Genomic DNA, 13,997 nt, shown 5'->3' on the forward strand with positions numbered 1-13,997 from the left:
TGCTTGATAATGCTCCTATGAGCGCTAACAACGGTACTTTTATAGCTGATTTATCTAGTATTCCTTCTGAATGGAAAATAACTATCCAGGGTGCTAGAGAGCATAATCTAAAAAATGTAAGTTTATCGATTCCTAGGAATCGTATGGTTGTTTTTACTGGTCTTTCTGGATCTGGTAAGTCCTCGCTTGCGTTTGATACGCTTTTTGCAGAAGGTCAGCGACGCTATGTTGAGTCGCTTAGTGCTTATGCTCGCCAATTTTTAGGACGTATGGATAAGCCTGATGTTGATTTTATTGAGGGCCTAAGTCCTGCTGTTTCTATTGATCAAAAAACTACGAATCGTAATCCTCGTTCTACTGTTGGAACTATTACAGAAATATATGATTATTTGCGATTATTGTTTGCTAGGATTGGTGTGCCTCACTGTCCTGAATGTGGTCAAATAGTAAGCTCTCAAACTCCTCAGCAAATGACTGATTCGTTGCTTGCTATGCCAGAACGTACGAGGTTACAAATTCTTGCTCCAGTAGTTCGTGGTCGTAAAGGAGAATTTAAAGACACGCTTGAGCTTTTGCGCTCAGATGGTTATGCTCGTGCGATTATTGACGGACAAATGCATGAGCTTTCTGAAGATATTACTCTTACTAAACAGAAGAAACATACAATTGAAGTAGTAGTAGATCGTTTAGTTATTAAAGATGGCATTCGTGTTCGATTAACTGATTCGATTGAAACAGCATTAAAACTATCTAAGGGAGTAGTAATTGCTGATTTTGTTGACGAACCAGAAGACTCACAAACGCGTCGTAAATCATTTTCGGAGCATCGCGCATGCCCAAATAATCATCAATTAGAGCTTGATGAGATTGAGCCTAGAACATTTTCATTCAATGCTCCTTATGGTGCTTGCTCTGAATGTTCTGGCATTGGATACAATCTCGAAATTGATCCTGAACTTGTTATCCCAGACCCAGACAAATCTCTTGCGCAGGGAGCTATTGAGCCGTGGGCAATGAATAAGTCAGCTGGAATGTATTATCAGCACATACTTTCAGGACTTGCTAAAGATTTGCATTTTGATATGAATACTCCGTGGAAGGATCTAGCGGAAGACGTTAAACATGACATCATGTATGGTCATGATTTCACAGTTCAAGTTTCCTACACAAATAGGTGGGGGCGTCAGCGTGAATATTCTACTGGCTTTGAAGGTGTAGTTCGTACGCTTATGCGCAAACATGACGAAACTGATTCTGATCAAATGCGTCAATATTATGAGTCGTATATGCGTGAAGTTCCATGCCAAAAATGTAATGGAAAGCGTTTACGTCCAGAAGTTCTTGCAGTTACAGTATCTAATACTTCCATAGCTGAAGTTTGCGATATGCCAGTAGAGCGAAGTCTAGCATGGGTAAATGCTTTGCATTTGGATGGTTCTCAAGCAGTAATTGCAACAGAAATATTAAAAGAGATTCGTGCTCGACTTGGTTTTTTGAACGATGTGGGTTTAAGCTATCTCACTCTTTCAAGAGCTGCAAAAACTTTGTCTGGTGGAGAGGCTCAACGTATTCGTTTAGCTACTCAAATTGGATCAGGTTTAGTTGGTGTTATGTACGTGCTTGATGAGCCGTCTATTGGATTGCATCAAAGAGATAATGAGCGTTTGATTGCAACATTGCATCATCTGCGAAATCTTGGTAATACGCTTATTGTTGTCGAGCATGATGAAGATACTATTCGTCAGTCCGATTGGCTTGTTGATATTGGTCCAGAAGCTGGCGAGCATGGAGGAGAAGTAGTATATTCAGGTCCGTCTGATGGAATTATTAAAGCTCAGCGTTCAATTACTGGAGATTATATTGCTCACAGACGCTCAATAGATGTGCCAAAACAACGTCGTAGTGTAGACGAAAATCGTATGCTCCATATAATTAATGCCCATGAGCATAATTTAAAAAATATTGATGTAAGCATACCTTTGGGAGTATTCACATGCATAACGGGTGTATCTGGATCTGGTAAATCAACACTTATAAACTCAATTTTATATCCTGTTCTTGCAGACAAACTAAATGGTGCTCGAATTGTTCCAGGAAAGCACAAACGTATTGATGGTATTGAGCTTTGTGACAAAGTAGTGCATGTCGATCAGAATCCTATAGGAAGAACTCCTCGTTCTAATCCAGCAACTTACACTGGTGTTTGGGATAAAATACGTTCATTGTTTGCTCAGACTCCAGAAGCAAAAGTTCGTGGCTATGGTCCTGGTCGCTTCTCGTTTAATGTTAAAGGAGGCAGATGTGAAGCATGCCATGGCGACGGTACTTTAAAAATAGAAATGAACTTTTTGCCTGACGTATACGTAGAGTGTGAAGTTTGTCATGGTAAACGTTATAACCGTGAAACTTTGGAAGTTACATATAACGGAAAGTCTGTTGCAGATGTTCTTAATATGCCTATTTGTGAAGCTGCAATATTTTTCAAAGCATATCCTTCTATTTCTCGATATTTAGATACTTTAGTAAAAGTTGGCTTGGGCTATATTCGTCTTGGTCAAAGCGCAACAACGCTTTCTGGCGGTGAGTCTCAACGAGTAAAGCTTGCTACAGAGCTGCAGAGAAGATCTACTGGTAAAACAGTTTATATTCTTGATGAACCTACTACTGGACTGCATTTTGAAGATGTTAGGAAACTTCTAGCGGTTTTGCAATCTCTTGTAGATAAAGGCAACAGTGTTATTGTAATTGAACATAATCTTGATGTTGTGAAATCTGCAGATTGGATTATTGATTTAGGTCCAGAAGGAGGAGATAAAGGCGGAACCTTAGTTGCAGAAGGTAGTCCTGAGAGCGTAGCGCGTAATGGCGAGAGTTGGACAGGTAAATTCCTTAAGCAAATGTTACATTAAGCGTTCAAAAAAGTTACCGATCTGTAATTTGCTGAACTGAGAAATTTACTCGACAAATCTCATGAATAGTTGCATAAATCTTGTTTAGGAAAGGAGGTGAAAATGAAAGATAATGATCTTAATAAAAATTCTTATAAAGCATATGATTTGCAAGAAGAAAATAGGATGAGAGATAGTGAAAAATGGCGTAAAACGCAAGCAATAATAGATGAACAGTTTTCGAAAGATTCATCATTTGATGATGAAAGAGTAAATGCATTAGGAGCTCCATTGCTTGGTGATACCCGTGATTTATTCCGTCCAGCTTCTCGTGATATTCCAGCGCAACCTGGAGTATACAAGTGGCGTGATGGCGAGGGGCGAGTTATTTACGTTGGAAAAGCAAAAAATTTACGCAATCGTTTAGCGAATTATTTTCAACCTCTTTACCAACTTCATCCTAGAACTCAATCTATGGTTCTTACAGCTCGCAGTTTGGAATGGACTGTTGTAAGCACTGAATTTGAGGCTCTTACACTTGAATATACTTGGATTAAAGCTTTTAATCCTAGGTTTAATGTAGTTTTTCGTGACGATAAAACATATCCTTATGTTGCAGTTTCGCTAGAGGAAACTTTTCCAAGAGTATGGATTACTAGAAATCGTAGTGCGCGGCATGCTAGATATTTTGGTCCGTATGCAAAAGTGTGGTCTCTTCGTCATAGTTTAGATTCTTTACTTAAAACTTTTCCTATTCGCACATGCTCATCCTCTGTTTTTAGCAAAGCTCATAGGACTGGTAGACCTTGCTTATTTGCTTCGATTGGTAAATGTTCAGCTCCTTGTATAGGAAACATAGATCCTAGCGAACATCGCAAGATGGTAGAACATGTAGTTGGCATACTTACAGGCAGTGTTGGAGAGTCTTATATTTCACAAATTAAGAATGAGATGAAAGAAGCAAGTGAAGAGCTAGAATTTGAGCGTGCAGCTAAATTGCGTGACGAAATTGCTGTTTTGAACACTATTTTGCAACAAAATGCAGTTGTGTTTGACAATGATGTAGAAGCAGATGTTTTTGGATTCTGCGGAGATGAGCTTGAAGCGTCAATTCATGTATTTTTTGTCAGAGCTGGAATGATTCGTGGAGAGAAAAATTGGTCGGTAGAACGAAATGAGCATATCAGTGACAGTGATCTTATAGCTGATTTATTAACTCGCGTATACGCAGAATATGAGCAAAATTACACACAAAACCATGAAGATACTATTAGCATTAAGAAAGTTCGCGACGCTGTTAGCTCTACGCAGCAAGCTACTGCAACTGATGTAATATTGCGAGCGCAAGCTACTAAAACTCGTCGTGAACGTCAAGAGAGAACAGGTCGTGAGGATTTACTTGCTCCTATTTCGCCTGTTCCTCGTGAGATTATAGTTCCAATTAAAATTTCTGATGAACGTAAGCAAGAGCTTGAATTGTGGCTTAGCAATATTCGTGGTTCTCAAGTAAGTATTAGAGTTGCAGAGCGCGGAGAAAAACGTGCTCTTATGGATCGTGCAAACGATAATGCTAGTCAGGAATTGAAACGAATAAAATCTAGCCGTATTAACAGCATAGATATGAGAACAGAAGCTATGAATGAAATAGCAAAGGCGCTTGGAATGAGTAAATCTCCTTTGCGAATTGAATGTTATGATATCTCAAATACAGTTGATGGCAGTTATCAAGTTGCTTCTATGGTTGTTTTTGAAGATGGTGTTGCTCGTCCTAGTGAGTACCGTCATTTTGCGGTTCGAGGTGAACATGGTGATGGTAAAACAGATGATTTAAGTGCTGTTTATGAAACATTATTGCGAAGGTTTAAGCATAAAGATGTTTATGCAGAAGATAGGCTTGATATATTAAATGCATCAGATTCATCAGATACATCTGACTCATCTGATATTAATATTTGCGATGCTAACAGTATTTCTAATAAGCATTTTTCGGGTAATTCATTGACTAGTGCGCGGCATTTTGCTTATAAACCTCAATTAATTATTGTCGATGGAGGAAAAGAACAAGCAAAAGCTGCTAAAAGAGCTATGAGAGATGCTGGCGTAAGTGATATTACTGTTTGTGGTTTAGCTAAGAAGCTTGAAGAAGTGTGGCTTCCTGACGAAGATTATCCAATCATTTTTAAGAGAAGCTCAGAAGGATTGTATTTATTGCAGCGTGCTAGAGACGAGTCTCATCGTTTTGCTATTTCGTATCATCGTAAATTGCGAAGAAAAGGTTCATTGCATTCTACTTTTGATGCAATTCCTGGAATTGGAGCAGTGTATCGCAAGCGTTTGCTTGCATCTTTTGGTTCAATAAAATCTTTGAAAAATGCTTCATTAGAAGATTTGCAAAAAGTACCTGGAATTGGCGAGAATAAAGCAAAAGCTATATACAGTGCTTTGCGTAAAAATAATGATAAATAGCTTTTGAATTACTATGAGTCTTACTATGAGTCGTAACTCGTCAGCATAAGGCACTAGCCTAAGAAGTATGTCTCAGGAAATTGAAATTGGTTTGGGCAAAAAAGCCCGAGTTGCATATTCGCTTGACGATATTGCTATTGTTCCTTCGCGCCGCTCGCGTGATCCTCAAGCTGTATCTACTTCATGGCAAGTAGATGCTTACACGTTTGATATCCCAATTATTGCTGCTCCGATGGATTCTGTTACTAGCCCGGATACTGCGATTGCAATTGGTCAAATGGGTGGTCTTGGAGTTCTTGATCTAGAAGGTTTATGGACTCGATATGAGAATCCAGAACCTTTGTTAAAAGAAATAGCTGAGATGCCGTCAAATATTGCAACCCGCCGCATTCAGGAGATTTATACTGAGCCAATCAAACCAGAATTGATTGCAAAGCGTTTGCATACAATCAGAGATGCTGGAGTGACAGTAGCAGGAGCTCTTTCTCCACAACGCACGCAAGAATTATATAACACTGTGCTAGAAGCTGGTGTTGATTTATTTGTGATTCGCGGAACAGCAGTATCTGCGGAACATGTTTCTAAAGATCATGAACCTCTTGATTTAAAGAAGTTTATTTACGATCTCGATGTCCCTGTTATTGTTGGAGGTTGCGCGGATTATACTTCTGCTCTTCATTTGATGAGAACTGGAGCTGCAGGTATTTTAGTCGGATTTGGCGGCGGAGCAGTATCCGCAACAATGAATACTTTAGGTGTGCAAGCACCTATGGCTACTGCCATTGCGGATGTTGCTGAAGCTCGTAGGGATTATATGGATGAATCCGGCGGTCGTTACGTGCAAATTATTGCTGATGGAGGAATGGGTAATTCCGGCAGCTTTATTAAGGCTCTTGCAGTTGGAGCTGACGCAGTTATGCTTGGTACTCCATTAGCTCGCGCAACTGAGGCTCCTGGTCATGGCACTCATTGGGGTGCTGAGGCTCGCCATTCATCACTTCCTCGTGGCATGCGCTCAAATGTTGGCACTGTGGCTCCGTTAGAAAATATTCTTTTCGGTCCAAGTCATGAAGCAGATGGTACTACAAACTTTGTTGGTGCATTGCGCAGAACAATGGCTTCTACAGGTTATGTTGATGTTAAGAGCTTCCAGCGTTGCAACGTAGTATTTAACCCATTCCATCAGGATATTCGTTAGTGTTATAAGTATGATGCTTATTGCATAAAATATGGCGGTTCAGTAATTTGCTCTGAGCCGCCATTTTTGTTTTCAAAATTGTTATATCTATATGAACATTCTATTGATTTATGCATAAATATGATTTTTTAGCTATATTTGCTATTCTTTTAAACCGTAATGTGTATAATTCAACACGCATAAAATCGTTTATTTTCAATAAAAACGACGAATATTTTGTAATTTATCCACATTTTTATTAATTACGCAGTTAGAGAAAAATTACGTTGTAAGCTTTTATCTAAACTCGTTTAGTTTGTAGAAATATAAGCTTAACAAGTTTTAAATAACAACAGTTTTAAATAATTGTTAAAACAGGAGAGAAACATGAAGATAGATTTTGCTGATGCCTATGGCATGGAAGATAACGATTACAGTGATGATGAGCTGAAAGATAAGTCCTCAAAGACTAAGAAAAACAATGACGAGGATCCTCCACATGTTTTCTGTAGACCTCGTATTAGCTTGCCTGTATATGAGGGTGAAGTTAGTGTTGGTTTTTCGCGTGAATGCTTGAAATACCATGTTGGAATGTGTTATTTCGACAGTAGAGATGAGCAGGCTTTTGTTAATTTAGCTTTAAAAACTTGTCAAATTGCTTGCATAGCTGCAGATATTTCGAGAGGTAGGCCTATTTCTCCAGCAATGTCGCAGCTTTTAACAAAAAGTTGTATTACTAAATTAACTAACATGTGGAAACTGATGGATGAGTATTTCACTGATAATAACGATTCGGAAACTCGCTCTGCTGTGCGTAGTTTTCCTGCAGTTCCGAGTTTGTTTAATGGAATGTTAGTCAGCCCGAATCATTTTGAAGGTGTTGTGCGCATTTGTGCAGGACCTGTGAAATACTGGGCGTCGTTATCTTTGGAATTGAAAAATAATCGTTGGATTTGCACGTATGCAGATCTAGGATAAAATCGTCGCTTATAGTAGGTAGCTGAAATAAGACATCTATGATAATGCGTTTGAAGACTTATGTACATATATTCAAATAAATATGAGCCCCTTATTGCTTGATTTGCTGATTTTTCAACAATTTTAGCAATAAAGGGGTTCACTTTTGTAAGATTAAACATTCTACCTTGCACGACTTGTAGAATCTAAGTTTTTTCCCAGTGTTTGTTTGTAAATGACAATATTAAGTATTATTTTTTGTACTTCGTGCAGTCGTGTCGATTCTGTTATCAAGTACAATAAATAATATGCTCCGAGAATTTGCTGTAGAAGCCATTCACCCAACTCAAGACGGTGATACCATTTATTCCTTACTCGCCAATCGTGCTATGCGTAGCCCACAAGACTTGGTTGCTCAATGGCAAGACGATGAAACTCGTCGTTGGCATGATGTTACTTCATCTGAAATGCTCGCGAAAGTTCGTGCAGTAGCTCGAGGCTTAATAGCACTCGGAGTTCAGCATGGCTCCAAAGTTGTTATTTACTCTGCTACATGTTATGAGTGGGGTATTGTCGATTTTGCTTGTGCATGTATTGGTGCTGTAAGCGTTCCTATTTATGAAACAGATTCAGCATTGCAGGCAGCTGACATTATCGATGAAGTTAAGCCAGTTATTGCTTTTGCTGGAGACGATGCGCATGCTCAATGCTTAGAGCGTGTTCGTCAGGATCATAAACATATAACTTTGAAAACCGTATTTAATTTCAAAGCTGGTGGCTTGGAAGCAGTTGTTGATTTTGGTAGATCTATTACTGAGGATGAGCTTAATAAAGCTGTTGATGTTGTTAAGGCAGATGATTTAGCTACTATTGTTTACACCTCTGGTTCGACTGGTAGACCTAAAGGCGCAATGCTTTCAAATCGTAATTTTACGCATATTGTTTTTGCTGGTTACGATGTTCTTAACGATATGTTATGCAAACCAAATCGTTTGCTTTTATTCCTTCCATTGGCGCATTGTTTTGCTCGGTACATTCAATATGTTGCTATTGGTGCTCACGGTGTTATTGGATATGTGCCTAATGCTAAGCATCTTTTGGCTGATTTGCGTAGTTTTAAGCCTACGTATTTACTTGGCGTGCCTAGAGTTTTTGAAAAAGTTTATAATGCTGCGTCACAAAAAGCTGGTGCTGGCATAAAGGGTCGTATCTTTGCTAAAGCTGTAAAGCATTTCATTCAATGGTCTCGCGACAATGTTGAAGGTAAAACTCATTCTCTTGCTGCACGCATGAATCATGCGATGTACATGAAAACAGTTGGTTCTTCTATTCGTTCAGCTTTAGGTCCTAATCTTTCATGGTTAGCTTGCGGTGGAGCTCCAATGGATGCTGATTTGGCTCATTTCTTTAATGGTCTTGATGGTATTACTTTTATTCAAGGGTATGGAATGACTGAAACTGCCGCTCCTTGTGTAGTTAATTTTGAGCATGCAAATCAAGTTGGATCTGTAGGTCGACCTGGTCCTGGTATAGCTATCCGTCTTGCTGACGACGATGAAGTGCTTATTAAAGGTCCTAACGTATTTATGGGATATTTCAATAAGCCTGAGCTTACTGCAGAAGTTATTGACGAAGATGGATGGTTGCATTCAGGCGATCTTGGCTCAATAGATGATGAAGGATTCTTGTCTATTACTGGTCGCAAAAAAGATATTATTATTACTGCCGGTGGCAAGAATATAAGTCCTGCTCCTATGGAAGGTATTATTGCTCAATGCCCATTAGTTTCTCATGCTGTAGTAGTGGGCGATGGTAAGCCATTTGTTTCTGCTTTAATTGAGCTTGATCCAGATATGGTTCGTTCTTGGCTAAAGAATAAGGGTATGGATGTTAACCTTACTATGAGTGAGATTGCTACTAACGAAGCAGTGCGTTCAGTAATTCAGCAATTTATTGACCAAGCTAATAGTACTGTTTCTCGCGCTGAGTCTGTTCGTAAGTTTGTTATTTTGCAAGATGAATTTACTCAAGATGCTGGAACCTTGACTCCAAGTATGAAGATTGTTCGTCCGAAGATTCTTGCTCGCTATGCTGATATTATCGAAACGCAATTGTATGCTCCAAAGCCTAATACTCGTCCTTTGCCAGCAACTGTAAAGATTCTCGATAAAACTACTGAGACTGTTAAGCAAGCACAGGAGACTGTTAAGCAAGCACAGGAAGCTGTAACTCCTCGAGTACGTCAAGCTATCGATCAAGCTGCGAATCATTTGAAGCGTTTTGGTGAAGAATCTTCATCAGATTCCTCTTCGACATCGCATAGTGATCATAATGAACATGTCGAGTAAAAAGCTTACATATTTGTAGTTGTTTTTTCGTTATTCCTACTTACATAAAAGAAAGAGTAATCGAGTGTCTATTAGAAAAATTCGTATTGTTCCGGATCCCGTATTGCGAACTCCTTGTGATGAGATTCGTGAAATTACGCCAGCTGTGAAACATTTAGTTGATGATTTATTGGAAACGGTAAATGATCCAGGTAGAGCTGGATTGTCTGCTAATCAGATTGGTGTAAGTTTTAGAGCTTTTTCTTACAATATAAATGGTCGAATTGGCTATATTCTAAATCCAGTAATTGAAGAGCTAAAAGGTGAACAGTACGACGACGAGGGTTGCCTTTCTGTTCCGGGATTATGGTACAAAACTAGGCGTGCAAATTATGCTAGAGCTCGTGGAATTGATTTAGATGGTAAGACTGTAGTGCTTGAAGGTGAAGGTCTTATGGCTAGAATGATTCAGCATGAGTGTGATCATTTAGATGGTCATATTTATTTAGATAGGCTTGAAAAGGATGTGCGCCGTCAAGCGTTGCGTGAGTTGCGCAATAATATGCGTAGCTAAGTTTTAGTTTTTATGCGTTATGTGTAAATAATTTTTTAAAAGTTATCGGCATTTTTGTTGCTTTTATAGCTACAAGGATGCCGATTTTTGGTATTGAGTATCTGATATAATCACTCTCTGCGTGTCCATTTTGAGCATGAGTATTGCCGCGTTATATGATTGCTCGCTTTTTATTGTCTACACGGATTCGCAAATACGCGCCATGTACGCGTCCGTTCGTGTCGGTCGGCTTGGATTTAGGCATGTGTCAGCCAAGTTGCATGCGAACAGACATGGCCAGGAAATAACCGACAAGAAAGGTATATAGATATGGCACAGATTACCATGAGCGAAATGCTGAAGGCTGGTTTGCACTTCGGTCATCAGACTCGTCGCTGGAACCCAAAGATGAAGCAGTTCATTCTTACCCAGCGCAATGGTATTCATATCATCAATTTGTTCAAGTCTCTCGACATGATCGACAAGGCTTATGACTTCATCAAGCAGACTGTTGCTCACAACGGCACTGTTCTCTTCGTGGGCACTAAGAAGCAGGCTCAGGAAGCTGTACAGAATCAGGCAACTCGCGTAAACATGCCTTATGTTTGCGAGCGTTGGCTTGGCGGTATGTTGACCAATTTCCAGACTGTTTCTACTCGCGTAAAGCGCTTGAAGGAACTTGAGGAAATGGACTTCAGTGATGTTCGTGGATCCGGCTTGACTAAGAAGGAACTTTTGCTTCTCGAGCGCGAGAAGGACAAGCTTTCCAAGCAGCTCGGTGGTATTCGCAACATGAACCGCACTCCATCCGCCATGTTCGTTGTTGATATTAACAAGGAAGCTTTGGCTGTTGAAGAAGCCCATAAGCTTGGTATTCCAGTTGTGGCAATTGTTGATACCAACACTGATCCTGAGTCTGTTGAGTATCCAATTCCTGCTAACGACGATGCTATTCGTGGCATTGAGTTATTGACCAGCTTGATGGCTGATGCTGTAGCTGAAGGCTTGCTTGAGCATGCCGGTAAGGGCGCTAAGTCTGAAGGTAATGATGCTCAGCCAATGGCAGCTTGGGAGAAGGAATTGCTCACCAAGGAAGGCGAAGCTGAAGCTAAGCCTGCCAAGGAAGAAAATACTGAGGCAAACGCCTGATAAGCTAATTTGCAACCAGATTCTTATCTAGAAGCTGCAAAATCCAATTGATTTTGCTTTTTGCAGCTTTTAAGAATCATATTGATACGAGGAGAACAAAATGGCAGCAATTACTGCAGCGTTGATTAAGCAGGTGCGTGAAGAAACCGGCGCCGGCATGATGGACGTTAAAAAGGCTCTTACTGAAGCTGAAGGCGACGTTGCCCGCGCTAAGGAAATCATCCGCGCTAAGGGTATTCAGGCAGCTGGTAAGCGTGAAGGTCGTAAGGCTCAGGAAGGTACCATCGCTTCTAAGGTTGTTAAGTCTGCTGAAGGCGAAACTGGTTACGCAGTTGAGTTGAATTCTGAAACTGACTTTGTGGCAAAGACACCAAAGTTTGTGGAATTCTCAAACACTGTTCTTGACCATGCTGTTGAAGCTAATGCTTCTACTGCTGAAGAAGTACTTGCAGCACCAGCTGATGGCGCAACTGTTAAGGAATCTGTTGAAGAAGCAGCAGCTTTGTTTGGCGAGCACGTCAAGGTTGGTCAGGTTGCTAAGGTAAGCGGTCCACACGTTGAGATTTATGCTCACAAGAAGTCTGTGGAATTGCCTCCAAGCATCGTTTCCATGATTGCTACTGACGAGGCTGGTGCAAAGGTTGCTCACGAAGCTGCTTTGCAGATTTCCGCTATGGGTGCGCAGTGGCTTCGCCGCGAAGATGTTCCAGAAGAAGTTTTGGAATCTGAGCGTCGCGTTGCAACCGAGAAGTCCTTGGCTGAAGGCAAGCCAGAGAAGATTGTTCCAAAGATTGTTGAAGGACGTATGAACGCTTTCTTCAAGGAAACTGTACTTCTCGAGCAGGCATACGTTAAGGATCCATCCAAGAGCGTTGGTGACTTGTTCAAGGAAGTTGGCGGCACCGCTCTTGCCTTTGCTCGCGTTGAGGTTGGCAAAGGTGCTGCTGAATAAGCACTAATTATATAAGAATTTATTTTTGTTCTTGTATATAGGGTTGCGTGCACAAGTTGTGCGCAACCCATTTTTTATATTCATTTTCCAGCTTAACGTGCGTTTTGAGTGTCGTTATTGATAGATAAACTGACAAAGATATACCTCATTCGCCGTTATGACTGGAGGAATCTGTATGGCTATTGCACAAACGGATGAAGGAAAGTCCCGTAGGGTTTTATTAAAGCTTTCTGGAGAAGCATTCGGTGGTGGCGCTGTTGGTATTGATACTAATGTTATTCGTAGGATTGCTGGCGAAATAGTAGCTGCAGTGAATCAAGGCGTTCAGGTTGCTATTGTTGTCGGCGGCGGTAACTTCTTTAGGGGAGCAGAACTGCAGCAAGCAGGTATTGATCGTAGCCGTGGCGATTATATGGGTATGTTGGGCACTGTAATGAACTGCTTGGCTCTTCAGGATTTTCTTGAGCAAGCAGGGCAAGCAACTCGCGTACAAACTGCTATTACAATGGGTCAGGTTGCAGAACCTTATATTCCGTTGAAAGCAATTCGTCACCTTGAAAAGGGTCGTGTGGTTATTTTTGGTGCTGGTGCCGGAATGCCATATTTTTCTACTGATACTGTTTCTATTCAACGTTCATTGGAAATTCATTGCGATGAAGTTCTTATGGGCAAGAATGGTGTGGATGGCGTATATAGTGCTGATCCTCGTAAAGATTCTACTGCTCGTAAGTTCCTAACATTAAACTACAATCGCGCTATCGTTGATGGTTTAGCTGTTATGGATGCGTCTGCGCTTTCTATGGCTCGCGATAATAATCAAAAAATTCGTGTGTTTGGTCTTGAGGGCGAAGGTAACGTAACTAGTGCTCTTGTTGGAGAATCTATTGGCACATTAGTGTCTAATGCAGAGCCAACATTTGCTTAAATATTATAAAGGAGAACACATGTCAGCAATAATTGATCAAGCCCGTGAACAGATGAATAAGTCTGTTGAAGCTACTAAAGAGAATTTTATGGGTATTCGCACCGGTCGTGCTAATCCTGCTTTGCTAAACGGAATTATGGTTGATTATTATGGTGCTCCAACTCCAATTAAAGCTGTTGCATCTATTGGTGTTCCAGAGCCTAGAACTCTTTCAGTTACGCCTTTTGACGCTTCTCAAGCGAATGCTGTTGAAAAGGCTATTCGCGATTCTGATTTAGGTGTAAGCCCTAATCGTGATGGCAATGTTATTCGTGTTACTATGCCAGAGCTCACGGAAGAGCGTCGCAAGGAATACGTCAAGCTTGCTAAGAATAAAGCAGAAGAAGGCAAAGTTGCAGTTCGCAATATTCGTCGCAAAGCTAAGGAATCTATTGACAAGTCTGTTAAAGATGGTGAACTTGGCGAAGATGAAGGCGATCGTTTACAAAAAGAGCTTGATAAAGTAACTAAGCAAGTTACTGATTCTTTAGACGTTTTGCTTGAAGGTAAGCAAAAAGAAATTATGGAAGTCTGAGATTTTTGTAGTTTCAAACTGAATGGGTG

General features: G+C 40.4%; 10 protein-coding genes. All 10 read left to right on the forward strand.

All coding sequences use genetic code 11. The features are described from left to right. The first annotated feature begins 17 nt into the window (after positions 1 to 17). Positions 18 to 2,909 (forward strand): excinuclease ABC subunit UvrA, encoded by a 2,892-nt coding sequence (uvrA, locus tag HXT58_RS02470; RefSeq protein WP_223293644.1) that lies wholly within the window; start codon positions 18 to 20, stop codon positions 2,907 to 2,909. 102 nt (positions 2,910 to 3,011) lie between these two features. Beyond that, complete coding sequence (gene uvrC, locus HXT58_RS02475) at positions 3,012 to 5,354, forward strand: excinuclease ABC subunit UvrC (protein WP_101886049.1); 2,343 nt, start codon at positions 3,012 to 3,014, stop codon at positions 5,352 to 5,354. 67 nt (positions 5,355 to 5,421) lie between these two features. Continuing rightward, entirely contained in the window at positions 5,422 to 6,552 is a 1,131-nt protein-coding gene (locus HXT58_RS02480; protein WP_004106592.1) for a GuaB3 family IMP dehydrogenase-related protein, read from the forward strand. Between the two features lie 366 nt (positions 6,553 to 6,918). Further along, positions 6,919 to 7,509, forward strand: coding sequence for a hypothetical protein (locus HXT58_RS02485; RefSeq protein WP_004106594.1), 591 nt, complete (start codon positions 6,919 to 6,921; stop codon positions 7,507 to 7,509). Between the two features lie 287 nt (positions 7,510 to 7,796). Further along, positions 7,797 to 9,836: an AMP-dependent synthetase/ligase gene (locus tag HXT58_RS02490; protein ID WP_004106596.1), complete on the forward strand. Its 2,040-nt coding sequence runs from the start codon at positions 7,797 to 7,799 to the stop codon at positions 9,834 to 9,836. A gap of 64 nt (positions 9,837 to 9,900) precedes the next feature. Further along, positions 9,901 to 10,389 carry a peptide deformylase gene (locus tag HXT58_RS02495; RefSeq protein ID WP_004106598.1) on the forward strand — a complete coding sequence of 163 codons (489 nt, stop codon included), beginning with the start codon at positions 9,901 to 9,903 and terminating at the stop codon, positions 10,387 to 10,389. 309 nt (positions 10,390 to 10,698) lie between these two features. Next, positions 10,699 to 11,517, forward strand: a complete 819-nt coding sequence (gene rpsB / locus HXT58_RS02500) for a 30S ribosomal protein S2 (RefSeq protein WP_004574276.1) — start codon at positions 10,699 to 10,701, stop codon at positions 11,515 to 11,517. A gap of 100 nt (positions 11,518 to 11,617) precedes the next feature. Further along, positions 11,618 to 12,469 carry a translation elongation factor Ts gene (gene tsf / locus HXT58_RS02505; RefSeq protein ID WP_004106601.1) on the forward strand — a complete coding sequence of 284 codons (852 nt, stop codon included), beginning with the start codon at positions 11,618 to 11,620 and terminating at the stop codon, positions 12,467 to 12,469. Between the two features lie 175 nt (positions 12,470 to 12,644). After that, the gene (pyrH, locus tag HXT58_RS02510; RefSeq protein ID WP_004106602.1) at positions 12,645 to 13,394 is read left to right on the forward strand and encodes a UMP kinase; all 750 of its coding nucleotides are present in this window, start codon (positions 12,645 to 12,647) and stop codon (positions 13,392 to 13,394) included. A gap of 19 nt (positions 13,395 to 13,413) precedes the next feature. Next, a complete protein-coding gene (frr, locus tag HXT58_RS02515) occupies positions 13,414 to 13,968 on the forward strand; it encodes a ribosome recycling factor (RefSeq protein ID WP_004106603.1) in 555 nt (184 codons plus the stop codon). Positions 13,969 to 13,997 lie beyond the last annotated feature (29 nt).

This window comes from Gardnerella sp. KA01000 (assembly GCF_049244035.1).
GTDB lineage: Bacteria > Actinomycetota > Actinomycetes > Actinomycetales > Bifidobacteriaceae > Bifidobacterium > Bifidobacterium leopoldii.